Origin of the sequence: Natronorubrum sp. A-ect3, from assembly GCF_041821125.1 — an archaeon.
GTDB lineage: Archaea > Halobacteriota > Halobacteria > Halobacteriales > Natrialbaceae > Natronorubrum > Natronorubrum bangense.
Map to the genome: position 1 here is coordinate 183,439 of NZ_JBGUBB010000005.1, position 22,648 is coordinate 206,086.

The following is a 22,648-nucleotide window of genomic DNA, read 5'->3' on the forward strand; positions in this document are numbered from 1 at the left end:
AACGCGAGGACGCTTATGTCTGAACACAAACTAACACAAGCCGAACTGTTCGACGTATTCAGCAACGCTCGGAGACGACGGACGGTCCAGTATCTCAAACGACACGGCGGCTCCTGTGAGCTCTCACCACTCGTCGAGCAGGTCGCCGCCTGGGAGAACAAGACTGATCCAAACGAGGTAACACGCACACAGCGTCGGCGAGTGTACATCTCACTGTATCAGACCCATCTTCCGATGCTTGAAGAACACGGCATCGTCGACTGGGACCCCGACGACCACGCCATCGAGCTCCTTCCAGGCGACGAGGTCTTCGAACCGTACCTCGATCAGCGACTCGAGGACGACCGTCCGTGGCATCAGGTCTACATGTCGGTGACGACACTTGGTGTGATCGCACTCGCGTTATCCTGGCTTTCGGTCGGTCCCCTGACGGCGACTGCTGCACCGGCGGTTGCACTGGCGCTGTGTCTTCTTGTTCTCGCAGTCTCAGTCGCACAGCACGTCTCGCGACGACCCAGGTTCCATGCCACGGCCCTGTGAGTGACATCCTCCTCGCCGTAAACGGAGAGGGATCAGAGATCCCTCAAGCAGTCGGGCAAAGCCCGACAACGGCGAGGCTTCCCGTACCACAGGTAGGATATAGGTCGTTCACCCCTCGAGTTTCCATCACTGACGTTGTCTCGCCGCGCTGATCAGGGCGTGTCGTGTCCACCCACTCAGAGACGGTGTTTCATGTCTTTGTAGGCGCTGTCATCGAACCGCTTCGACGCTCTCTGAACCTCAGCACGGTCCGTGTCCGTTGTTCGTCCCCAGATCCGATCTCGCTCTGTTCGGTCGACCGCGCTGCCAGCACCGCGAGTCGAGAAACCGACGCTCGACAGGTTCGTCGTCAAGTCGAGAAAAAGAGAGAAGACACGATAGCAAGGTGTGTCGGATCATCGTCGCGTCGGCTGGCTACGCCCACCAGCAGCTGAACACGGTGAGACGCTCACCAGCCGAGTCGAGTCGCACGAGCAGCTACTCTTCAATCGTCACCCAGAAGTAGGTATCTTCCGCAGCGTTTTCGTTCGTCGGCTGGGCTGGTGGCTCATCGTGGAACAGCAACACGCTAATACGGACGGTCTGGCCCTCCACGGCCGTTGGCGTGACGCTCACCTCACTGGTTTCTGTCGTCTCATCGGCGAGTGTCGTCTCGAATGCCTCGAGTTGGGTTCGCTCGACGACGTCACCGTCCTCGAGGCGTTGTTCCTGGACGACGACCGTGTACTCGGTTTCCTCACCTTCCTGATTCTCAACTGAAACGGTGACCGGAACTGACTCGCCGAGTTCGATTTCCGACTCGACGTCACCGGCAATCAGATCGCCGTCTTCGTTTTCACCATACAGTGCCAGTTCGGAGAAGCCGCCCGTCGACATCGGGGCGAGAAATCCGATGAGGAGTGCGCCTGCTGCCAGCCCGATTGCGAGGATCAAAACAACGGATGACGCGGTCACAGCAGCGCTTTCGTCCCGCCGAAGACGTGCAAGCGACGCCATGGGGGAGACGGTAAATCGATCTTCTTTCGGCGTTCTGAGTCGACGGACGACACCAATCTGAGCCAGCACGACGGTAACGAGAGCGAGTGTTGCAGCAGTCGAAACAGTGTTGAATCCCCACTGGGTGAAAGGCAGGACAATTGCAACGATCGGAACGATCGTTAGCGAGAGTGCAAACGATAACCCGAGTCGTTCGATAAGGTCAATCCCGCGGGTGTCGACTGCCGTCGACGTTGCCTCCCGTGCACTCCGTTTGGTTGCCGGAAACAGCACGGAGATCAGTGCGTATCCGGGTAAAAAGAGCGCAAGCGGGAACGTTACCAGCAGCCGCAGCGTGCTGCCGTCTTGAAACGATGTGACGATTCCATAGGCTAGCAGTGCCCCGATTGAGACGGCTGCGAGATCAACGGGATACTCCCGAACAGCTCCAAACCGTGTGAGCGTACTCGTTCCGTGACTCATCGATTGGACACCGGATACTGCTGAATAGACAATCGACCATCCCAACTGAAGATCCGTCGACCGATCGGGTTGCTGACCGGCGCAGCTGATGTTTGGTCGAGAGTGTCAGCCATCAGCCTCACTAACGGCGACGTGAATGTCATTCTCGAATCATTAGTTCAATGCACTCTCTATTGCTTTGTTATGCCCGTATTACCGCCAGATCAAGTAATTACCACAATAGCGAATTCAAAACCTATTGGTATTAATATATATCGTGGGCGAGCAACACGCTTCTCGGCGATGTAACTGACTTCGGTTCAGTCAGAGCAACCCTCACCTAGAAATCGACGTACTGTTCTTCCCACTCGCGACGTTCGTCGATCTGATCCCGACCAGCACCCGTGATCGCGTAGTAGTTTGTTCGCCTATCGAGTTGGCCTTTCTCGACCAGTTCTTTGTTGACGAGTGTATCGAGATTCGGATACAGCCGACCGTGGTTGATTTCCGAACTGTAGTACTTCTCGACCTCGTCTTTGACAGTCTGTCCGGACGGTTGATCAGCGCCTGCGATCACGTACAGGAGGTCGCGTTGGAAGCCGGTCAGATCGTGCATTGATCAATCACAGTGACCATTCCACTGAATAGATATTTGTTATCCGGACCATACAGCAACGTTAGAGATCCTTTCAAAACATATTCTAAGAACTAAACTGAGCTTTTTCACCCATCGGTGGGACCGCTCGTCTCGCTCAGTCGTCGGTCCGCGATACCGAAACATCGATTCCCTCCGCACCGATCTGGACCTGAAGCGTCTCGACCGTCGCCTCGTACGCCGTCGTATGTGAGCCGTCCTCATCGAACCGCACACATTCCGCCAGCAGATCGCTCTCGAGGAGATTATTGATTCGTCGGTACACCGTTGCTGACGAACTGTCCGTTCGTTTCGTCAACTCCTTTGCAGTCTTTGGCCCGTCACTTGTAGCGATGAGAATCGTTCGTGCGCATTCGTCGCCAAGGACATCAAGCTGAGCTGATGGGTCAGGTGTCGATTCCGATCGTGTGTTACTTGCGTGCATTGACATTTTCGTCGGTATCAGTTTTTGGAAGCACGGCACTCTTCGCTCTCAGACGAGAGGAGTCGGTACAGATCGGCTCAGAGAACAATCCATCTCGATCGCGGGCACCACCATTATGTTCCAGCACAACGATCGGTAAGCGATAGTGGTATTTTATAACGATGTACCTTATCCAGAGAAATAAGATCGTTCTTTGGCGAAATTCTATATTTCTATCGAGAAATAACTGCTTTCGAACCCTCCCAGATCGATCAATATTATATTTGGGGGTCCAAATACAGGCCAATACAGCTAAATTCGACGCAGCAATTTCTGTGTCGAAACGCCGTCAACAGACGTCTCAGCGCTTCTATTGCGATTTATTGGCCAGAAATTGCGTATTTCGCGGTTCTCATACCCCCTCTCTGAGTGAACAGTCTACGTCCTTTATTCGCATTTGCCCCCCTCGATATGACGATGCTCGGACGGCCGTGGCAGTATTGCTGGTCTCGATGGCCCCGTTGGGTTCCCAGCGCGGACCGACGACCAACCACGCAAGAAGATACTGCCACAATTCGTCCGCGTACCACCCCCACCACACCCATGAAATCCACACGCCAAGACTGGAAACCCATGGAATCGTCGACAGCAGGCGCACGCTGTCGAAACTGCGGTACACACGTCACCCAACAGTTCGCTCGTGTCTTCGGTGACAACGGTGATATCGTCCATGGCTGTCCATCCTGCACGACCTATCGCGAAATGCAATCCGGAAACCATCTCCCGGGCGAGTGAGATCCTGTCGGACGGCTCGAGTGACAGCCACTGCGGCCAACTGCCAATACGGCAGGCTTCTTCTGGAACGATGTCGAGCGTATCCCACACCTACTCTACTGCTCGTGCTGTTATCTTCAACAGCAGCCTAACAGGCGAGGGTTAGTCTGCAAAAGTTAAAGTTAGTGGTCTACGAACTGCTACTGTGCATGGTAGCTGGTGGTGGACGATCCGTCGATAACTTTCACTCTTCCTGACCGATGTCTGTCCAAACCAATCGTACCGAGTCACTTGCTGAAAGTGAGGTCTTTCACATCCTCGGTAATGACAGACGCCGAGCCATCGTCCAGTTGCTTGGCGACGAATCCGGTCAGGTAGACGTTTCGGAGATTGCCTCCGAAATCGCCGCCAGCGAAGCCGACACAACCCCCGTTCCGAACAATCTCTACAAGAGTGTCTACGTCTCCTTGCAGCAAACACACCTCCCACAACTGCAGGAAGACGCCGTGATCGAGTACGACTCTGATGCGAAGACGATCCAACCAGGCCCCAACTTCAACGACGTCTTGCAGTATATCGACGGCCACCAGGAGCGTCACTCGTCAGTCCTCAAACTCCACCTGGCACTCTGTGTTCTCGGGCTCGTAGTGATCGCACTCGCCGGACTGGGGGTGCCGTTGCTCTCGAGCATCGATTCCGTTCTCTCGAGTGTGCTCGTGTTGCTGGTCGTTGCCGCGAGCAGTCTCTATCAGCTAATGGGATGATCGCTGTACTCGAAATGAGATTCGGTTCTCGTGTTTGCGGTGTGGAGACATCGCAGCCGCTTCGACGCGGAAAAAGCCGTCAGGATTTGTCCACGGGGACGGGGATACTGCCGGACAGACAGAGTTGCAGTCCGTCACCGCTGGGACTGTCAACAGAGATCACTGATGGCTGTCCGTCAGTAGCCGTCAGTGTATTATGCGGCGCCGACGCCGATCATCGACTCGGCAGTGGTTTCGTCAGACTCCTCGTGAGTCGGTTCCTCGAAGAGGTCGTGGACATCTTCGATGAACACGAAGATGGTTAGCTGTTCAATGACGATTTCGGCATTTTCGTCCGCCTCAGCAGGCATTTCATCATCCGCATCCGTCACAGCTTCATCGTCGGCTGACTCGTCCTCGAGGCCATCGACAGCATCCTCACCGGACTCGTCTTCCATGTCAGGCAGCTGTTTATCATCGACCACGACGACCGTGAGTTCGGTGACAGTGACAGTGACCTCGAGGTCAGCGGTGGTGAGAGAGAGTTCCACGTCGTTCAGATGGTTTTCGGTGGCCATGTCGTCGTCCACGCCGGATGCAGCGTCAACGTCGTCGTTGGCAGTATCGACAGCAACAGCGTGCTCATCGTCCGACAGGTCACCGATGTACACGAAGATAGTCGCCTGTTCGATGACGATATCGATCACGTCATCTTCGATCTCCTCGACTGGCTCCTCTTCAACCGGCTTCTCCTCAACTGGTTCTTCCTCTGGTTTCTCCTCGACTGGCTCCTCTTCAACCGGTTCCTCATCGACTGGCTCCTCTTCAACCGGTTCCTCATCGACTGGCTCTTCCTCAACTGGTTTCTCCTCGACTGGCTCTTCTTCAACCGGCTTCTCTTCAACTGGTTCATCCTCAACCGGTTTTTCCTCAACTGGTTCTTCCTCAACTGGCTCCTCTTCAACTGGCTTCTCCTCAACTGGTTCCTCCTCAACCGGTTCCTCATCGACTGGTTCCTCCTCAACCGGTTTTTCCTCAACTGGCTCCTCTTCAACTGGTTCTTCCTCGAGATCAGCTGGGTCGTCGACAGTGACGACAGCCCGGTCAGTCACGGGTTCGTCATCGGCCGTCAGGTATGGACCGTCGTCTTCACCCTCGGTCTCGACGAAGTCGAATGTCTCGTTATCGTTCGTATCGCGGTGTGGCATCGCGATCAGCGTCTCGTCCTCCTCGAGTGGCTCATCGAGAGTCACTTCGACGTTCTCGTGAGTGCCTGGTTCGAGATACTCGGAGGTGCCGATGACGCTCTCGATGACCTCGCCGACGAGCAGGCTGCTGTCGTGGATGACGACGAATCCACCACTTGCCATCGTGACTTCATCAACGACGACCGTCTCGCCATCGGTCGTCTGGTCGGAGAACGTTACGGTGGCGTCTTGAGCATCGTCTTCATCATCCTCCATTACCGCTTCGTCATCAGGCTGTTCATCCGGTGCTGTCTCTGTCTCATCACTAGGTTCAGGATCCTCACTCTCGTTGGTATCTGTGTCCTCATCGACGGTTGCAGCCGGTGTCGCACCGGCAACCATCGCCCCGCTCGAGCACACGAGCATCAACACAGTAAGGACCACAAGTAGCTGATTGCGTGCAGTCATGTCTATTGCCTAAGGGCAGTCGGTACTCGCGAGTTCACTGCATAAACTGAGACAACGCTTCCGGCTTCTAATCACATACTACGACATCTGAGATGGCTTCAGACACGCTGTCTCGAGTGGAAAACAACGATTGCTGACAGAGACACTTATCAGATGTCGAACAACAGATCCAGCGTTAGACCGCGTCCAACAGCGACCGGTCGGCATCAGTAGCCGTTCGTGTGCGACCGGGGCGAGAATCGAGTATTCGACAGCGGATGCAGTCATTCGCCTTTCGGCTGTTCGGGTGTCTGTGACGCTTGCGGTTCGTGTCCAGGCAAGCAGACCAAGTTCTCGCGACCGAGACGGAGTTTCGTGATTCGACCCTCCTCTTCGAGGTCGGCGAGGAGTCGGCTGACCTTGGCTTTCGACCAGTCGACAGAGTCGACGATCTTCGACTGCTTCATCCGACCACCGTTGTCACGAATGAGCTGCTGGACTTTTTCTTGGTCAGTCAGGTACTCTTCGTTCGGAGGATGTGGATCAGCAACGAGTGCGTTTTGTTCGGCAAATCGGTTCCGGGCCATGAGTACACCACCGAGAATCGCGAGTGCAAGAATGCCGAGAAGAGCTGCAAGATGTGCACTCCATTCGACCTGGAGTGGATACACGTGGCTGGATGTGTCGAGCAGGGTACGTATCGCAGCGTACTCGCCCACAGTACCGGAGAACGCACTCGTTGTCCCGGTGAGAACGAGTATCGTTGTGGAGGTTTGGACGTGAGTATTCATATGGGGTCGATGGGGCTAGTGGCGTCTCTAGCCTGTGCCGCGGGCGCGACGCAGCGGTCGTCCCGGCAATCAACGCTACTCACACTGCTCTGTATCGTCGACATCACTTGTGAAAGTGTTTTCTATCAGTCATTTATTGGTAGTATTCTGTAGGTCATTGGCGTTGATGAGTCATGGAATTTGATCCTTGACATAGACTGTCATAGTTGCCAACCAACAGTTCGGCGGCCATGACAGGTCTGTGGAACTTCAAAGCGACGTACTCTGGGGAACTGGATAAACTCAGTCGGACGTTCGCAATGGCTAGCGCGGATTCTCTCCAATTCAGTCGGTAAGAGCGTATTGCTATGATACTCCGATTAGACAGAATGGCCTCACACTACCAGTGTCAACACGAAGTCAAAAGCGAGACATGCTGGAACGCCTGCCCGATACTGACTCGGTACGCACAGGCTCAAGGCTGAAGCCGAACGCAAACGTCGATAACTACCGATTCGGTTCCAGACCGCTTCCAGCGATGGAGCCACGGATCGACATTACGTGCCTGGGACACCGACAGCGTCGAATCCGGTGACACCAAGCAGTGCAAGGACGTAGAGAACGATCAACACTGAGAGCCATGCAACGATGGTTATCGCGGCGGCGTCGACCCAGCCACCAGGGTATCGAGCGTTGATTACCGCGAGATAGGCGATGAAAACGAGCAACGGACCAAGGAGTGGAACCCAGCCGAAAAAGAGCCCGACAACGCTCCAGACAACCGCGCCTAACAAGGCCGTGACAATGGCGTAGGTATAGTTTTCGACGTCGACGATCAGTTTTGATCCAGCATAAATGCCGATCGCACCGATGAGCAAGCTGACGACGAAGACGACGAGGTTATCGATCATGTACCACTCCGAGGCCGTCGCTGCCGTTAGTTATCTTTCACCTACACTCATAGAAATAGCGCACAACTATGTGGAATCGAATTAGCTGTACGGGCGCTCCTCGGAGGCAGGCTCGAAGACGACGTCTGTGTCCTCACCTGTCGGAGACAGTCGTGTCCCCTCGACGAGTGATTGGATTCCACACTCGAGGCTCACCCGTGGCTCGAATCCAAGCGTCCGCTTCGCTCTGGAGATGTCCGCGCCACTGTGTCTGATATCCCCTGGACGAGACTCCTGGTGGACGATCGAGGAAGACGAGTCGGTCGCGTCGCGAATGAGTTCAGCTAGCTCCCTGATCGACGTCCGGGTTCCAGTCCCGATGTTGTACGCTTCGCCGACATTGTCAGTCGTCGCTGCCTGCAGATTCGCCCGAACGAGATCGCTCACGTGGACGAAATCACGAGTCTGCTCGCCATCACCCTCGACCGTGATCGGCTCGTCTGCCCGGGCCTGCTCGAGAAACGTCGAGATGACGCCGCTGTAGGGTCCCTGCTGGCGTGGCCCGTAGGCGTTGAAATATCGAAGAGCGACCGTCGGTAGGTCATAGAGGTCTTCGTACAGTCGAGTGTACTGATCGAGAGCGAGTTTTTGGACGCCGTAGGGTGATGTCGGATCGGTCGACGCCGTCTCCGGAACTGGCAGTTCGGAGGGGTGGCCATACACTGCTGCACTCGAGGCAACGACGACCCGCGCATCCTCCTGTCGAGCCTGCTCTAAGACGAGCAGACTCGCATCGAGATTCGTTTCGTTGCTTCGACGAGGCGCATCGACACTTTGGGAGACGCTGACCATCGCAGCATGATGGAAGATAATATCCACGCCACGGGCTGCCTGCTGGAGCGCGATCGGATCGTGGATATCTCCCTTGACGACGGTCACCGCTTCGGGCAGGTGTGAGCGGTCACCCGACGAGAAGTTATCGAGGACCCGAACCTCATTGTGTGGTTCCAACGCGGCCACGAGATGACTGCCGATAAAACCCGCACCACCGGTCACGAGTACCGTCTTGTCGCGAATCACTTGTGAGTCCATTGACTCGGTCGATCACCTCTGCTCCGTTTAGTATAACACTCGTACCACGGGGATCGCTCGAGTATGACTCGATTACTCGTGTGGTTTGATCGCTGGAAACGACTCGAAGACGCCAATCCCTGCTCGATCGGTCAACAGAAGGTATATGCGCGACGGTTGGCAACTTCCGGCAATGAGTGTCGACCTCGTCGTACGCAACTGTACCGTTGTCACCCCTGCCGGGCGAACGCCCGACGCGGGCGTCGCTGTCGAGGACGGAACCATCGTTGCCGTCGGCAGAAGCGACCAACTGCCCGACGCAGACCGAGTTCTCGACGGGAACGGGAATGTTCTGGTCCCCGGTATCGTCGATGGCCACATCCACAACCGCGAGCCCGGACTTGAGTACAAAGAAGACTGGGAGTCGGCCACGCGTGCGGCCGCCGCCGGCGGCGTGACGACCGTCGTCGGGATGCCAAACACCGATCCAGTGATCGACCGCCCAGAGCACCTCGAGTTGAAATTCGACCGCGGGGAGGCGTCGGCCCACGTCGACTTCCAGAGCTACGTCGTCATCACGTCCGAAAACCTCGACCTGATTCCGGATCTCGACGAGGCCGGCGCGCTCGGCTACAAGATCTTCCTCGGCTCCACAGTTGGCGACGTGCCGCCACCGAACGACGGCGAGATCCTCGAGGCGATGGAGCGAATCCGTGAGACGGGCAAGCGACTCGGCTTCCACGAGGAAAACGGCGAGATCATCGACCACTACACGGAGCAGTTCAAAGCAGCCGGGAAGAACGACCCGATTGACCACTCCCACTCGCGGCCCGTCATCGCCGAACAGGAAGCCGTCGAGCGGATGATCACCTTCGCCGAGGAGACCGGCGCGAAGATCCACATGTACCACGTGTCTTCGGGTTCAGCCGCCGAGGCCGTCGCCCGTGGAAAAGATCGCGGCGTCGACGTCACTGCTGAAACCTGCCCCCACTACCTGTGGTTTACCGAGGAGGTCATGCGCGAGAAAGGAAATCCAGCACGGATTCAACCACCCATTCGAGACGCCGACGAACGCGAGCGGCTCTGGAACGTCGGCATCGACAACGGTGCGATCGACAGCATCGCGACCGACCACGCACCCCACACCCCCGAAGAAAAGAAAGTCGACGACCCCTTCGGCAACACCTGGGACGCGATTTCGGGCTTCGTCGGCCTCGAAACCGAAGTCCCAGCGCTGCTGACCTTCGTCGACCAGGGCCGGCTCACCCTCGAGGAGTGGGTCCGCCGCCACTCGACCCGACCCGCCCAGATCTGGGGGATGTACCCCAAGAAGGGGTCGCTGCAGGTCGGCACCGACGCCGACTTCACGATCGTCGACCCCGACCTCGAGTGGACACTCGAGGACAGCGACGACCTCCACTCGAAAAACTGCGTGACACCGTTCATCGGAGAGTCCTTTACGGGCAAAGCGACGACGACCGTCGTTCGCGGTAACGTGGTGTACGAGGACGGCGCCGTGGTTGGCGACGCTGGACACGGGACTCGAGTCGACGTCGACGACGTATAACTGAACTGAATCGTTTTCAGCCACTGTCTTCGGTGGGTATGGCGAGCAGCGACGGCACTCGAACGGTCGCGTTCGGTATCGGTAGCCCGTGATTGACACGCTCGAGAACAGTCACGAAATTCGTAACGAGGCGGCTACCGTTTCTTGAATGCCTCCGAGGCTCCGTCTAGCGGTCTGCATGGCTGTGTATATATACACCCCTTCATCCGGTTGCTTCTGGTGTCTCACTCGGAGCTAGGCGTCGTCGGCACTGCCGACGGCTCACCGCGGCGGGATATCGTGTCGCGGCGATCCGGCTCCGATGTGGGGGAGACAACCATGACAGACGAACCAAATTCGATCTCGAGGCGAAACGTGCTCGCAGGACTCGGTACTATCGGTGTCGGTGGGGCACTCGTGGGTGCAGGCACGAGTGCATATTTCAGTGATGAACAGCAGCTGCCAAACGAGTTAGTCGCTGGCGAACTCAAGCTCAAACTCGACTGGCAACAGCGCTACTACGGTGCATCACAGGAGACGCGACCGCAGGATTACGGAGGTGCAGGACGGCCGTACGTCAACGCACACCCGGACCACGACAAAGACGGCGAACAGTCGATCGTGGTGAACGACACGGAGTACAGATACGATGAACTTGGCCGAAACATCGGCGACGACGAGATTGACTACTGTGCAGATCTCGATCAAGATTTCTACTTCGGCGAAAATCAAAACTCACTGATCGAGCTCGACGACATCAAGCCAGGTGATTGTGGCGAGATTACCTTTAGCTACCACCTCTGTGATAACGACGGGTGGATCTGGTTCCGAACAAAAAACAAGGACTACCCAGAGCCGAGTGAAGAACCACACCTCGTCGACGCGATCGAGGCGAAGGTGTGGTACGACGTGTACGAAAACGAGGACAACGGTATAGAACAGGGAGACAACGAGCATCAAGAGGAGAAAGAACCGGTGATCGCCCAGGGATCGCTGCGTGACGTGCTTGAGGAACTCAACGAGACCAACGGTGGATTCCTTCTCGAGCCCGATCCGCTGGTCGATCCAGATACTAATGATGAGAACAAAATCGACGACTGCGTCGAACTCGAGACGATCGACGACGATTTCGAGGACGTCGACGACGTCCAGCAGTACCTGCGTGACCTCTTTGCGTCCTACCAGGCCGATGGACAGGACGGAGAATCCATCGAACTCGAGGGCGAAGGAGACGACACAATCAGAATCTGGATCACCGGCCTCGTCTACCAGGATGTAGGAGATGATACCTCGGATGTCGTCGGGTTCGACTGGAAGAGCAACCACGGAATCTGCCAGACGAGAGTGAAAGGTGGTCCCGGCGAGCCGAGAGGTGGCGAGTTCACCGTCGAGGACTGTGCCTTCGAAGGAACGTCAGTCGCGCCGTTCGGTGCTGCACAAGGAACGAAACGCTACGGCGTCAGTAACTTCCAGTTCTGGTATTGTGAGGGCATCGATGAGCCGAAAGAACCGGAGTGTTTCGAGGCATCGACCACCCACTACATCGGCTTCGAGTGGTGTCTCCCGGAAGGCGTCGGCAACGAGGTACAAGGCGACGCACTCGAGTTCGACTTCGGGTTCTACACTGAGCAGTGCCGCCACAACGACGACCCGACCCCGTACTGGATGGAAGAAGAAAGCGACTGAGCGACTCTCGTCGATATCACGGTTTTCTTCACCAATTTATGTTCGGTAACGAAATGAGCAATCGGGCAGATCATATCCATTCTCTCGGATGATACCACGATCAGTTCCATCTAGTCTCCTCAATCGTTGCGAGGCGGCCGGACACACTCGGTGACGTCGACGTCGGTAAGACCATCGAGCGTTCCGATCTCGTCCACGCAACCTCTGTTTGCCTCCCTATCGACTGTCACCGCCGGACACACCTCACGATAGGGAGGTCCAGACCGGACGACACGACTATGAGTTCGTTCCGACGAGCACGACTCGTCTCATGGTCGATCAGTACACGGTACTACGACGATGTTTGCTGACGTTTCCGTACCAGCCAAGATTCACAGGGGTCACCCAACCCGCAGCGGATAGCGAGCTCCGAGCAGCAGGCACCCTCACGGACGAGGTATGTAACAAGAGTTGAAACGGTATTTCCGTCAAACTAAGAGAAAAACAGCCTCGAAGGCCATCACGCTCGGACATGGACCGAGAGACCGCGAGAACCTACACGGCTTGGGAACCGGAGCGAAGCCGTTCATCCGGTTCGGGGACCGGTCAGCGATTCAACTTTCATCCTCGTCATCGGCTTCGCCGTCCTCAAAACCGCCCGCGTTCTCGGAATCCGGATTTTCTTCATCATTGTCCGCATCGTTGTTCTCTTCGCCGGAATCACTGCCGTCCGTTTGCCCATCGTCGGAGATTTCCGCCTCGTCATCACCACTCTCGGTTTCATCTTCTGAGTCCGATTCGTCGCCATCAGCGTCGTCACCATCATCACCCTCGAGGTCGTCACCTTCGGACTCTTGCTTGTCGTCTTCGTCTGGCTCCGTGTCGTTATCGTCATCCGCTTCGCTACCGGAGACGGTCACTTGTCCGTGGTCTTCCTCCTCTGCGGCAGCAACGACGTACTCGTGATCACCCTCACCCAGCTCGTCAGCGTCAAGGACGAACGTGACACTCTCTGACTCACCACCCTCGAGCGTCATCACCTCGGTCTCGGATTCGGTTCCAACCTCGAGAGAAACGGTCACCTCCTTGGTGTATCTGTGATCGTTCGTGACCGTGGCCGTGATCTCGAGAGTATCGGTGCTGTGTTCGGCCATCAAGAGGTCGGGCTCACCCGCTTCGACGGCAAGGTCGATCCCCCACGCATCCGCAGTGCTCATATGGTTGCCCTCGAAGGACTCCGAATCCGAAACGTGGCTGGCAGTCGGGGCTACCGAGCCTGCGGCGACGACTGTAGCGAGGAGGACGACCGCGACGACGAATCGAGTTGCATGCGTGTGGGTCATTGGTCGTTCTCCGTCTCTGTGTCGGCGGTGTCCGTAGAACTCGGCTGTCCGTTGGCGGCGTCCGCGTTCGGGTCGGTCGTCTGCTCGTTCGGCTTGTCCTCGAGCGCTCCGTTGTCGGCGGGTTCGAGTGCTGGCGGCTCCTTGGCTGCCTCGAGTTCTGGCATGGGATCGGTGCCAACGACACCCAGTTCACGGAGCAACTGCCAGCTTCCCGATGCAACGAGCGCGAGTCCCGGCCCAATCACGAGAACGAGCAGACCGAGACTCGAGCGAGCGAACAGGAGCAAGTGGCCGAGATACGGAATGTGCCAGTGGAGATCACCCTGTGCGTACTCGGCCGGGACGAGTCCCTCGTCTGGATTGTCGTTGGCATCACCTTGTAGCTCGAAGTAGCGCTCGCCATCTTCCTCGACAATATCGACGACTCTGTGGGTGACATAGCCCGAATCGGCGCTGCTCCCGTCGTGGAAGGTGATGACATCGCCGGTTTCGATCTCGTCCGGCGAGACATCCTGCGTGACGATGACATCACCCGGCTCGATCGTCGGGCTCATGCTGCCAGATGTGACGATATACGTATCGTCGCCGCCGACGAGCCCCGGCATAGCAATACTGCCAACGAGCAACAGTAGGATCAACAGGCCGCCGCCGAAGAGGACAGTGAGTCCGGTTTTGACGCTCGAGTGCATGTTCATTCGCCCCCACCTCGGTTCTTATTCGGCGGCATCCCGTCCGTACCGAGGCGCATTCGGGTATCATGCCGGACGTGAACAGCGGCCGAAACGGTAAACAACGCCGTCACGAGTGCCATCCCCACCAGCGGTGAAAGCAACGAAAACGGAAGCAGCCCCATCCACGTTCCGGCGACGAAGCCAGTACAGAGGACACCTAGCCCGAAATAGTACTTGCTCCACGGAATGTCGTTGTGTGGGACGACGTCGAGATACACCTCGAGTTCCGATGCGGCGTCGGTGAGGACGACGGTTCCGCGATCTGCGTCGAACGTGATGATGCCACTGTCGTCCAGTTTTGGCAGATGTGACTGTCGCAACGCGGTGTAGACGCGCGTTCGTTGCTCGTAGGTCACTTCAGTCGTCGAGACGTCGTTTTCCCAAGCTGCGATCTGCACGACAAGTTCACGAAGGTCGGCAACCCCGTCTGCTTGCTTGAGATAGTGCAGCACGTATCGCCGTCGACGACAGCTCAACATCTCGAAGGCCACGTCCTGTGAGAGCTGTGGCCTTCGGTCCACCGATTCGGGGTCACTGGCCGCTTGTGAAACGCTCGTCGACATTATGGCCTCGAGTGTCGACACAAGAGAGTCGCTCCCGAATTGGTCATTCCCCACGTCAGTACAGCCTTGGAGAGCACAGTCGCAGTGCGCTCGCTCGCTCGTCCATTCCTCCCCATATCTCGAGCATCACGTCAATTATGAATAGTTATGAGCTATGTAGAACGTCATCGACCACGATATATGGCGGTTTGGTGGTCACTAGAGACAGTTCAGAGCAGATTACTCTCGTCACACGTGATTGTGAACACAAAGCGACACCAGAAATTGCGCCAGTTCAGTTAGTATCGGCGAGTCTGCTTACAGCGGTTCTCACGTCATGAAATAGCTAGTCGGTTTATATTTATTATCGAACCAATTGGTTCCGGCAGCGGTCACATCCAATGACAGGATCATCCACCGAACACGACGAGACGACCCGAACAGAACAACTCCGATCAGTATATCTCTCCGTAACCGGCGACGCCGAACCTGTGGTCGAATCACAGCAAGAGGATTCGCCGAGTCGAGAAATCCAGACGGAGCGCGCCAGCGAAGCCGTCGGCCCAGCAGAGTTACACGGACTCGACGATGCGATCGACGATCCCGGCCCCAGCGACTAACTGCGGGTGTGATTGGCCAAGAGAAACGACTGGTCGCTACTCGAGGTCCGCGCCCACGGCGTCTTCGATCGATGAAAAGCCATCCCGCTCGAGCAGCGCAACGAGTCCCTGGTTGATCTGTTTTGCCGTCGACGGACCCTCGTAGACGAACCCGGTGTAGAGTTCGACAAGCGAGGCGCCGGCACGGATCTTTTCGTAAGCCGCCCCCGCCGAATCGACGCCGCCGACACCGATGATCGGCAAGTCACCGTCGGTGTACTCGGCGATCATTCGGATGACCGCAGTGGATCGATTCTCGACCGGTTTCCCGCTGAGGCCGCCCCACTCCTCCCGGTTCGGGGACTCGAGGCCCTCGCGAGTCGTCGAGGTGTTCGTTGCGACGATCCCATCGAGGCCGAACTCTTGGACGATATCCACGAGGTCCAGAATCGAGTCGTCGGGTGAATCGGGGCCGATCTTCACCAGAATCGGTTTCTCGGCGTCGTTTTCGGCCTCAAGCATCTCGAAGATCGCGCGAAGATGCTCGGGCGAGCCCTCGTCGAACTCCTCGGGCGTGTTCGGGCAGGAGACGTTGACGACGACGTAGTCGGCAAACGGTGACAGGCGGTCGAACACCCGCCGATAGTCTTCGATCGCTTCCGACTCGCTCGAGGAGTTCATCTTTCCGATGTTCACCCCAAGCGGGAATCCGGGCGTGCCATCGGTCTCGAGTCGCGATTTGACGCGCTCCATTCCCTGGCCGTTAAAGCCCATCCGATTGATCATCGCCTCGTCCTCTCGGAGTCGGAACAGTCGGGGGCGATCGTTGCCCGACTGTGGATAGGGCGTAACAGTGCCGATTTCGACGAAGCCAAAGCCAAGCGCCTCGAGTGCGTGGGTCACGTCGGCGTTTTTGTCGAAGCCCGCGGCGACGCCAACCGGGTTCGGAAACGTGGTGCCAAAGAGATCGACCTCGAGTGCTGGATGGGTGTACTGATAGGCCGTTGCAAGCGCTTTGCGTGTCGGCCACGTCGACTGCGCCGCCCGAAGCGTCCGCTTGCCGAGGTCGTGGGCCGTCTCGGCTGGAAGCTTGAATGCGAGCGGCCGAACCCGCGAATAGAGCGTCATTGGCAGCTATTCAGACCGGCGGCTAAGTAAACGTCTCGAAGCTGTCGAACGACTGGCGCATCCAGGCGAGTGGGTTACAGTTTCTCGAGGAGGCGACGCACGTCCGAGAGCGTTCGGAGCGCATCGAGGTCGGCACACGCGCCGTCGATGTCGACAGCGTCGGGTGCATGCTCGGCACACAGCCGGAACTTCTCGTGGAGTTCGTCGTCGGAAAGGGGGTCGTCGTGCGTTCCCGGCGGCTTCGCCCGAAACTGTTCGTGGCGCTCCCCCGAGCGCATCGTGATCTCGACGGTGGCTGCGTTCGAGTCGTATGGAAGGTCGTCGTCGACGGTCAGCGACACCCGTTCGCGGACTGACTGGACGGGCTGGTCGTGGATGCGCTCGTCGTCGAACGCCGCGAGGTCGACGCGCTCTCGAGCGATGGCACTCGCGATGAGATACGGCATCGAGAACTTCGCCTCGAGTCCCGTCGATGGATCGTCGTGAGCAAGTGCGTCAGCCGCACCCTGAGAGGCCGTGACGACTACGTCGTCGATCTCCTCGGGCGCGAGTCCGTGTGTGTCTGTAAGCTCGCTCGCAGCGTAGATTGCAGCGTGGGTGTAGTAACAGCAGGGGTATTTTTTCACGTCGATGCCGTCCTCGAGCAGCGACCATCGGGTTCCCAACTCGGGGAGTCGCTCGAGGTCCGGTTTTCCATCGCCTTGATAGGAGTCAAAAAAGCCGCGCTCGCCGTCGATCGCCGCAGCGTCCGCCGTTGCGCCCTCGGCAGCGAGCAGGGCTGCAGTTGTCCCCGATCGGGCGGCCTGCCCGGCGTGGATCGGTTTCGTCGTCGAACCGAAGTTGCGTTTGAGGCCAGCCGGCATGGAAGCGGCGATCCCGAGGGCGTGTTCGACGCGTACCTGCGGTAGCTCGAGCAGTTTTGCAACGGCCGCAGCGGCACCGAAGACGCCGAACGTCGACGTCGCGTGCCACCCATCCTCATAGTGGCCGGGACTGATCGGCCGCGAGAGATAACACTGGGTCTCGAAGCCGGCGACGAAGGCCGTCAGGACGTCGCGTCCCGACGCGTTCTCCCGTTCGGCGACGGCAAGCAGTGGTGCGACCATCGGCACGCTCGGGTGGCCATCCATCGCCGCGAGCGCAACATCGTCGAAATCGAGCGCATGGCCAGCAGTCCCGTTGATGAAGACGGCATCCGAAAGCGGACGCGTTTCGTCTCGCCCGAGCAGCGTCGTCTCGCCGGTCCCGTCACTGACCGCTGTTGTCGCTATTGCACCGGCATCGGCAGCCGCTCCTGCGAGTGTTACCCCGACCGTGTCCAGAATGGCCCGTTCGGCGAGCCGAAGGGCCTGTTCTGGAATGTCGTCGGGAGATAGCGACGTGGTGAACGTCGCGAGTTCCGTAGCTGCCCGACCCATGTCTGTATCTGTCATGCTCGTCCTATCTGCGTGGAATGGTATATAGTATCGGACGGCAGCCGATCCGACTCAAGCGGTGTCAACGCTCCTCGAACAGAGCCATGATCGCACCGCCGCCACCGACACTCATGCCGATGAGCCCGCGCGAAACGTCGGGATCGTCTCGCAGCTGATAACCGAGACTGGCAGTGAGCATCCCACCCGAGGCACCGATCGGGTGGCCGAACGCGATTGCGCCGCCACAGGGATTCATTTTCTCGCGTGGGATCTCGAGGCGGTCCATCACGAACACCGACTGGGCGGCAAATGCCTCGTTGATCCAGAACGCATCGATATCGTCGACCGCGAGGTCGTTTTGCTCGAGCAAGGTTGCGACGACATCGCTAACGGCTTCGTTGAACTCATCCGGATTTCGGTAGACCAGGTCGTAGTCGACGAGCGTCGCCATCGGCTCGAGGCCGCGATCGATGGCTGTGTCGCCGTCGGCCAGTAACACCACGCCCGCGCCGTCACTGAGCTTCGAGGCGTTTCCGGGCGTGATCGTGCCGCCATCGCGAAACGGCGTCGGCAACTCGGCCAGCTCCGAGAGCGTCGAGTCGGGTCGTGGCCCTTCGTCCTGCTCGACACTGCCCGCGCGCGTCTTGACGGGAACGATCTCGTCGTCGAACTCGCCCGAGTCGATCGCCTCGGCCGCCAGCCGATGGCTCTCGAGGGCGTACTCGTCTTGGCGTTCACGATCGACATCCTCGCGGTCGACGAGCCGTTCGGTGATCTCGCCCATGTGGAGGTCGAGATTGACGTCCCACAGGGAGTCCAACAGCATCGAGTCCTCGAGTTCGACGTTGCCGTGGCGGCGTCCCTTTCGATACCCGGGCAGAATCCACGGCGCGTTCGACATCGACTCGAACCCACCGGCGATCGCGAACGTCGCCCGGCCAGCCGCGATCCGATCGGCCGCAAGCGTGATCGCCCGCAGCCCCGAGCCGGAGGCTTCGTTGACCGTCGTCGCCTGTGTCTCGTTTGGCAACTCCGACTTGATAACCGCTTGTCGTCCGGGCACCTGTCCGATCCCGGCCTGAATCGCGTTGCCGAGACTCACCCAGTCGACGTCCGCGCCGTCGATGACGACGCGCTCGAGCAAGCCATCGATGGCCGTGCAGCCGAGGTCGACAGCCTCGACGTCCGCAATCGAGCCAAGTAGCGTTCCGTGTGGCGTTCGCGCACCGTCAACGAGGACGATGTCTGGTTCAGTATCGGACATGGTGGGCCGTCCACGTGAGTCCGCATTAATGTTGTTCCAGGGACATACCTGGTTGGAGATTGGGTGCTCGAGTCTCGAGTGCCAAGCGACGGGACAGATGGAGTCGATGTGGAGCGAAAATCTCTCTGACCACACCTCACTTCCGATCCAAAGTCACTGTAGAGAGTTTCTATCTGGATTATTCGATTATACACTGGTGAGGTGGAACAGACACACCCCTCGTTTTCAGTGAAAGCCGTGAACAGTCTAACTACAATCACGGTTACCAAAGCCAGCGATAATAAAAGACTGGGTGAACTGAAGATAGGTCTACCAATGTATAGGATAGATCGACTCTCTATGCATTCTATCATTTCTACTTTACCTATACCAAAACAAATATAATAATGCGATTAGGCTATTCGAACTCAAGTGGAAAAGCAGGTATGCGTTTTCGAACGCTTTCACTGAAAACGAGGGGTGGGTGTGTTGCAGACCACTTTCTTAAAATAGCCTTTTTAGCCCTCAAAGAAACAGTCAAGGCTACTTTCACTGAAAATGAGGTTCGGTGAATTTATGTTGGTTGTTTTGAATTGTTGTACTAATGGGAAACGATCCAATCCCGACACCATCGGTCGAGGATCTTCAAGATGATCCACTGGCTGACGCGGCCACATCTATTTTTCGACGACGAGAACTTCTTCGGCCACAGCACGTTCCACAGAAAGACCGGATCGTCGGTCGTGACCGCGAAATAGAGACTGTAGAAGCTCTACTCAAACCAGCTGCTTTCGGTGATCCGCCCGAGAGCGGATTTCTGTTCGGAAAGACAGGGACTGGTAAATCACTTGTGGCGAAACACGTCACAGGTCGTGCTCGAGGAGTTGCACAACTGCAGGGCACGAATTTGACTGCTGCCTATGTTGACTGTGATCAATACAACACCGAAACACGAGCCGCTCGAAAAATGGCGTTTGAGGTCCGAGACGCCATAGATCCCGACCGTTATATTCCGAAAGAGGGAGTAGGTGCAAGTCGCTACTATGATTCTCTATGGGATTCTGATGGACTACTTCACGAGTCCGATTCGCTGATAGTCATCCTTGACGAAATTGACAAACTTGGAAATGACACTGCTGAAATCCTCTCGAAACTCTCTCGATCGGAAGAAGCAGGGAAAACAGGATGTTATATCTCAGTTGTCGCGATCAGCAACAAGACCGATTACACCGATGCTCCTGATGAGCGTGTAGCATCGAGTTTTCAGGACGATCCGATTATTTTCCCACCCTATAACGCCAATCAAATACAAGCGATTCTTGAGCGTCGTAGCGACGCGTTCAAGGATGATGTGCTCGAGAACGGCGTGATCGAGCTAGCGTCTGCGCTCGCCGCTCGTGATCACGGTGATGCACGTCGCGCACTTGACATTCTCCGATCAGCTGGTAAACTCGCAGAAAAAGATGACAGTGAGCATGTAACCGAGGATCACGTTCGCGATGCCGACGAGTACAGTGATCTGAATCGGTCAATTCAGGTAATTAAGAATGGAACACCACACTCGCGGTACGCACTGTATGCACTTGCGTATCTTACCAAAACAAGACTCGCGGATTCATTTTCAACTGGCGAACTATACGATGCCTACTGTATCGTGGCTGAAATCGCAGTCGGGGAATCGCTTACCCATCAACGTGTCTTGGATTTAATGAAAAAGTGGACACTCCCTGAAATTACGGAAAGTCGTCACACGGGCGGTGGGAAAGGGCAAGGAAGTTATCGAACCCATCGACTGCTGCATGATCCAGACGTTGTCATGTCCGCCTGTATCGAGTCTTCAGAAACACAGCGAGATATCCAGAGCCAGTTATCTATATAGGTATTGTTTTTCACTGAAAACGAGGGGTGTCCCCGAACACGTTTCACTGAAAATCGGGGGTGTCTCAACCTACCTAGTCCAGCTATCCACAACGCTTAGACCACGTCGTCGGCCCGCAACTGTTCGATCTCCTCACTCGAGTAGCCAAGTGCCGCTAACACGTCGTCCGTATCCTCACCGAGGTTGGGCATCGGTTCGGCTGCAAACTCGAGCGTATCCGAGTCAATTGGCGTGTCGATGTAGGGGATCGGACCGTCCTCGGTCTCGAGGTCTTTGACCAGGTCAAGATGGTCCGTCTGTGGATGCTCGAGGACGTCGTCGAGCTGGTTGACGTCACCCCACGGAATGCCCACCTCGTCGAGTCGGTTGGCCCAGTAGTCCCGAGGCTGGTCGACGATGAGCGACTCGATCGTCGGCTCGAGGACGTCGCGGTGTTCGACACGGTCCTCGTTAGTCGCGAATCGCTCGTCACAGAGCAGGTCGGGTTGCTCGAGGACGGCCTCACAGAGCAGTTCCCAATGGGCCTCGCTGAGGATGGCGAAGTTGATGTATTGGTCGTCGGCCGTCTCGTGTGGGCCGTAGGGTGTCAAGAGGTGGTGGCGCATTCCGATTCGCTCCGGAAGCTCGTCGTTGTGCCAGTACTTCTGTGGGAAGTAGCCGAGCCACGAGAGCATCCCGCCGAACATCGTAACGTCGAGTTCCTGTCCCTCGCCGGTGCGTTCGCGATGGAAGAGCGCGAGCAGGGTCGAAATCGTGCCGTAGGTCGCGGCGTTGATGTCACAGACGCTCAGCGGAATCTTCGCTGGATCGTCCGGCGAGCCGTTCATCAGAATGAGGCCGGTTTCGCCCTGCATGACCATATCGTAGGCTTTCCGATCACTGTAGGGACCGTCCCGGCCGTAGCCGGAGATGTTCAGATAGATGATGTCCTCGGTGGTCTCGACGACATCATCGTAGCCGACACCGAGGCGGTCGACGACGCCCGGCGAGTAGTTCTGGACGACGACGTCGGCCTCGTCGACGAGTTCGTGAAAGATTGCAGTTCCCTCGTCGCTCTTGAGGTTCAACTCGACACTCAGCTTGTTGCGGTCGACCCAGACGTGCGCCGAGGAGTCGCCGTCGACGACCGAATCCCAATGGCGGTTGACGTCGCCGACACCGGGGCGTTCGACCTTGATGACCTCCGCGCCGAAATCACCCAGCAGTCGGGTACACAACGGCGCGCTGATCCCGCTCTCGAGACTGACGACCGTGATATCCTCGAGTGCGAGCACGCTAGAGTTCCTCCGGCTGCGTTCCGATTCCCTCGGGCCAGCCCGGCGGCTCGGCGGCCGACGGCTCGGCGTGACTGCGTTTGAGGACCATCGGGGTTCGCTCGAGCGAGAGCACGAGGTCGCCGTGTTGGTTGTACGCTCTGAGTTCGGTTTCGACGATGCCGACGTGGTCGCGGGACTCGAGTTCACGCTTGCTCAACACCTCGCTTTCGGCGAAGATCGTGTCCCCGTGGAAGACGGGACTGTGGTGGCGGATATCGTCGTAGCCGAGATTGGCCGTGGCGTTGACCGAGATATCGATGACGCTCATGCCGACCGCGAGCGCGATGACGAACGTGCCGTCGACGAGGCGTTCGCCAAACTCTG

21 protein-coding genes are annotated in these 22,648 nt (G+C 57.4%); 6 read left to right on the plus strand and 15 right to left on the minus strand.

Features of this window, described 5'->3' with window-relative positions; all coding sequences use genetic code 11:
- The first annotated feature begins 15 nt into the window (after positions 1–15).
- A complete protein-coding gene (locus ACERJA_RS15820; protein ID WP_373609212.1) occupies positions 16–540 on the plus strand; it encodes a hypothetical protein in 525 nt (174 codons plus the stop codon).
- A 477-nt stretch (positions 541–1,017) separates the two neighbouring features.
- Here the strand turns inward: ACERJA_RS15820 and ACERJA_RS15825 are convergent, their stop codons facing one another.
- From ACERJA_RS15825 to ACERJA_RS15835, 3 genes are all read right to left on the minus strand, one after another.
- Complete coding sequence (locus ACERJA_RS15825; RefSeq protein ID WP_373609213.1) at positions 1,018–1,998, minus strand: DUF1616 domain-containing protein; 981 nt, start codon at positions 1,996–1,998, stop codon at positions 1,018–1,020.
- Positions 1,999–2,317: 319 nt separating this feature from the next.
- Entirely contained in the window at positions 2,318–2,593 is a 276-nt protein-coding gene (locus tag ACERJA_RS15830; RefSeq protein ID WP_006067380.1) for a PadR family transcriptional regulator, read from the minus strand.
- 136 nt (positions 2,594–2,729) lie between these two features.
- Positions 2,730–3,062, minus strand: a complete 333-nt coding sequence (locus ACERJA_RS15835) for a helix-turn-helix domain-containing protein (protein ID WP_373609214.1) — start codon at positions 3,060–3,062, stop codon at positions 2,730–2,732.
- Positions 3,063–4,069: 1,007 nt separating this feature from the next.
- On the opposite strand from ACERJA_RS15835, the gene ACERJA_RS15840 reads away from it, so the two are divergent.
- Positions 4,070–4,573, plus strand: coding sequence for an ArsR family transcriptional regulator (locus tag ACERJA_RS15840; RefSeq protein WP_373609215.1), 504 nt, complete (start codon positions 4,070–4,072; stop codon positions 4,571–4,573).
- 194 nt (positions 4,574–4,767) lie between these two features.
- Here the strand turns inward: ACERJA_RS15840 and ACERJA_RS15845 are convergent, their stop codons facing one another.
- The 4 genes from ACERJA_RS15845 to ACERJA_RS15860 form a co-directional block, all read right to left on the minus strand.
- Complete coding sequence (locus tag ACERJA_RS15845; protein WP_373609216.1) at positions 4,768–6,207, minus strand: hypothetical protein; 1,440 nt, start codon at positions 6,205–6,207, stop codon at positions 4,768–4,770.
- 263 nt (positions 6,208–6,470) lie between these two features.
- Complete coding sequence (locus ACERJA_RS15850; protein ID WP_373609217.1) at positions 6,471–6,977, minus strand: helix-turn-helix transcriptional regulator; 507 nt, start codon at positions 6,975–6,977, stop codon at positions 6,471–6,473.
- Positions 6,978–7,513: 536 nt separating this feature from the next.
- Complete coding sequence (locus tag ACERJA_RS15855; RefSeq protein ID WP_373609218.1) at positions 7,514–7,867, minus strand: hypothetical protein; 354 nt, start codon at positions 7,865–7,867, stop codon at positions 7,514–7,516.
- An 81-nt stretch (positions 7,868–7,948) separates the two neighbouring features.
- Positions 7,949–8,938, minus strand: coding sequence for an NAD-dependent epimerase/dehydratase family protein (locus ACERJA_RS15860; protein WP_373609219.1), 990 nt, complete (start codon positions 8,936–8,938; stop codon positions 7,949–7,951).
- 172 nt (positions 8,939–9,110) lie between these two features.
- Between ACERJA_RS15860 and allB the strand changes: the two genes are divergently transcribed.
- Both allB and ACERJA_RS15870 read left to right on the plus strand, forming a co-directional pair.
- Positions 9,111–10,484, plus strand: a complete 1,374-nt coding sequence (allB, locus tag ACERJA_RS15865; RefSeq protein WP_373609220.1) for an allantoinase AllB — start codon at positions 9,111–9,113, stop codon at positions 10,482–10,484.
- 318 nt (positions 10,485–10,802) lie between these two features.
- Entirely contained in the window at positions 10,803–12,149 is a 1,347-nt protein-coding gene (locus tag ACERJA_RS15870) for a SipW-dependent-type signal peptide-containing protein (protein WP_373609222.1), read from the plus strand.
- A gap of 593 nt (positions 12,150–12,742) precedes the next feature.
- Here ACERJA_RS15870 and ACERJA_RS15875 read toward each other — a convergent pair.
- The 3 genes from ACERJA_RS15875 to ACERJA_RS15885 are packed head-to-tail and all read right to left on the minus strand — an operon-like array spanning position 12,743 to position 14,765.
- Entirely contained in the window at positions 12,743–13,471 is a 729-nt protein-coding gene (locus ACERJA_RS15875; protein WP_373609223.1) for a hypothetical protein, read from the minus strand.
- Complete coding sequence (locus ACERJA_RS15880) at positions 13,468–14,166, minus strand: signal peptidase I (protein WP_373609224.1); 699 nt, start codon at positions 14,164–14,166, stop codon at positions 13,468–13,470. The genes ACERJA_RS15875 and ACERJA_RS15880 overlap by 4 nt, the downstream gene beginning before the upstream one ends.
- Entirely contained in the window at positions 14,163–14,765 is a 603-nt protein-coding gene (locus tag ACERJA_RS15885) for a hypothetical protein (RefSeq protein WP_373609225.1), read from the minus strand. Before ACERJA_RS15885 ends, ACERJA_RS15880 begins: the two co-directional genes overlap by 4 nt.
- 380 nt (positions 14,766–15,145) lie before the next feature.
- On the opposite strand from ACERJA_RS15885, the gene ACERJA_RS15890 reads away from it, so the two are divergent.
- Entirely contained in the window at positions 15,146–15,364 is a 219-nt protein-coding gene (locus ACERJA_RS15890) for a hypothetical protein (protein ID WP_006067394.1), read from the plus strand.
- 36 nt (positions 15,365–15,400) lie between these two features.
- Here ACERJA_RS15890 and ACERJA_RS15895 read toward each other — a convergent pair whose 3' ends face one another.
- The 3 genes from ACERJA_RS15895 to ACERJA_RS15905 all read right to left on the minus strand — a co-directional run bounded on the left by ACERJA_RS15895 (position 15,401) and on the right by ACERJA_RS15905 (position 19,150).
- On the minus strand, positions 15,401–16,471 hold the full coding sequence (locus ACERJA_RS15895) for a quinone-dependent dihydroorotate dehydrogenase (RefSeq protein WP_373609226.1): 1,071 nt from the start codon (positions 16,469–16,471) through the stop codon (positions 15,401–15,403).
- A 74-nt stretch (positions 16,472–16,545) separates the two neighbouring features.
- Positions 16,546–17,904 carry an MmgE/PrpD family protein gene (locus tag ACERJA_RS15900; protein ID WP_373609227.1) on the minus strand — a complete coding sequence of 453 codons (1,359 nt, stop codon included), beginning with the start codon at positions 17,902–17,904 and terminating at the stop codon, positions 16,546–16,548.
- 64 nt (positions 17,905–17,968) lie between these two features.
- Positions 17,969–19,150, minus strand: a complete 1,182-nt coding sequence (locus tag ACERJA_RS15905) for an acetyl-CoA C-acyltransferase (protein WP_373609228.1) — start codon at positions 19,148–19,150, stop codon at positions 17,969–17,971.
- 583 nt (positions 19,151–19,733) lie between these two features.
- On the opposite strand from ACERJA_RS15905, the gene ACERJA_RS15910 reads away from it, so the two are divergent.
- The gene (locus ACERJA_RS15910) at positions 19,734–21,008 is read left to right on the plus strand and encodes a Cdc6/Cdc18 family protein (protein ID WP_373609229.1); all 1,275 of its coding nucleotides are present in this window, start codon (positions 19,734–19,736) and stop codon (positions 21,006–21,008) included.
- A 95-nt stretch (positions 21,009–21,103) separates the two neighbouring features.
- Here ACERJA_RS15910 and ACERJA_RS15915 read toward each other — a convergent pair whose 3' ends face one another.
- A complete protein-coding gene (locus tag ACERJA_RS15915) occupies positions 21,104–22,282 on the minus strand; it encodes a CaiB/BaiF CoA transferase family protein (RefSeq protein ID WP_373609230.1) in 1,179 nt (392 codons plus the stop codon).
- Position 22,283: 1 nt separating this feature from the next.
- A partial coding sequence (locus ACERJA_RS15920) for a MaoC family dehydratase (RefSeq protein ID WP_373609231.1) occupies positions 22,284–22,648 on the minus strand: 365 nt, incomplete at its 5' end.

Bases quoted from the DNA above. Each gene is read 5' to 3' on its own strand.
- ACERJA_RS15820 (WP_373609212.1), top strand. From the start codon at position 16: ATGTCTGAACACAAACTAACACAAGCCGAACTGTTCGACGTATTCAGC.
- ACERJA_RS15825 (WP_373609213.1), bottom strand. From the start codon at position 1,998: ATGAGTCACGGAACGAGTACGCTCACACGGTTTGGAGCTGTTCGGGAG.
- ACERJA_RS15830 (WP_006067380.1), bottom strand. From the start codon at position 2,593: ATGCACGATCTGACCGGCTTCCAACGCGACCTCCTGTACGTGATCGCA.
- ACERJA_RS15835 (WP_373609214.1), bottom strand. From the start codon at position 3,062: ATGTCAATGCACGCAAGTAACACACGATCGGAATCGACACCTGACCCA.
- ACERJA_RS15840 (WP_373609215.1), top strand. From the start codon at position 4,070: ATGTCTGTCCAAACCAATCGTACCGAGTCACTTGCTGAAAGTGAGGTC.
- ACERJA_RS15845 (WP_373609216.1), bottom strand. From the start codon at position 6,207: ATGACTGCACGCAATCAGCTACTTGTGGTCCTTACTGTGTTGATGCTC.
- ACERJA_RS15850 (WP_373609217.1), bottom strand. From the start codon at position 6,977: ATGAATACTCACGTCCAAACCTCCACAACGATACTCGTTCTCACCGGG.
- ACERJA_RS15855 (WP_373609218.1), bottom strand. From the start codon at position 7,867: ATGATCGATAACCTCGTCGTCTTCGTCGTCAGCTTGCTCATCGGTGCG.
- ACERJA_RS15860 (WP_373609219.1), bottom strand. From the start codon at position 8,938: ATGGACTCACAAGTGATTCGCGACAAGACGGTACTCGTGACCGGTGGT.
- allB (WP_373609220.1), top strand. From the start codon at position 9,111: ATGAGTGTCGACCTCGTCGTACGCAACTGTACCGTTGTCACCCCTGCC.
- ACERJA_RS15870 (WP_373609222.1), top strand. From the start codon at position 10,803: ATGACAGACGAACCAAATTCGATCTCGAGGCGAAACGTGCTCGCAGGA.
- ACERJA_RS15875 (WP_373609223.1), bottom strand. From the start codon at position 13,471: ATGACCCACACGCATGCAACTCGATTCGTCGTCGCGGTCGTCCTCCTC.
- ACERJA_RS15880 (WP_373609224.1), bottom strand. From the start codon at position 14,166: ATGAACATGCACTCGAGCGTCAAAACCGGACTCACTGTCCTCTTCGGC.
- ACERJA_RS15885 (WP_373609225.1), bottom strand. From the start codon at position 14,765: ATGTCGACGAGCGTTTCACAAGCGGCCAGTGACCCCGAATCGGTGGAC.
- ACERJA_RS15890 (WP_006067394.1), top strand. From the start codon at position 15,146: ATGACAGGATCATCCACCGAACACGACGAGACGACCCGAACAGAACAA.
- ACERJA_RS15895 (WP_373609226.1), bottom strand. From the start codon at position 16,471: ATGACGCTCTATTCGCGGGTTCGGCCGCTCGCATTCAAGCTTCCAGCC.
- ACERJA_RS15900 (WP_373609227.1), bottom strand. From the start codon at position 17,904: ATGACAGATACAGACATGGGTCGGGCAGCTACGGAACTCGCGACGTTC.
- ACERJA_RS15905 (WP_373609228.1), bottom strand. From the start codon at position 19,150: ATGTCCGATACTGAACCAGACATCGTCCTCGTTGACGGTGCGCGAACG.
- ACERJA_RS15910 (WP_373609229.1), top strand. From the start codon at position 19,734: ATGGGAAACGATCCAATCCCGACACCATCGGTCGAGGATCTTCAAGAT.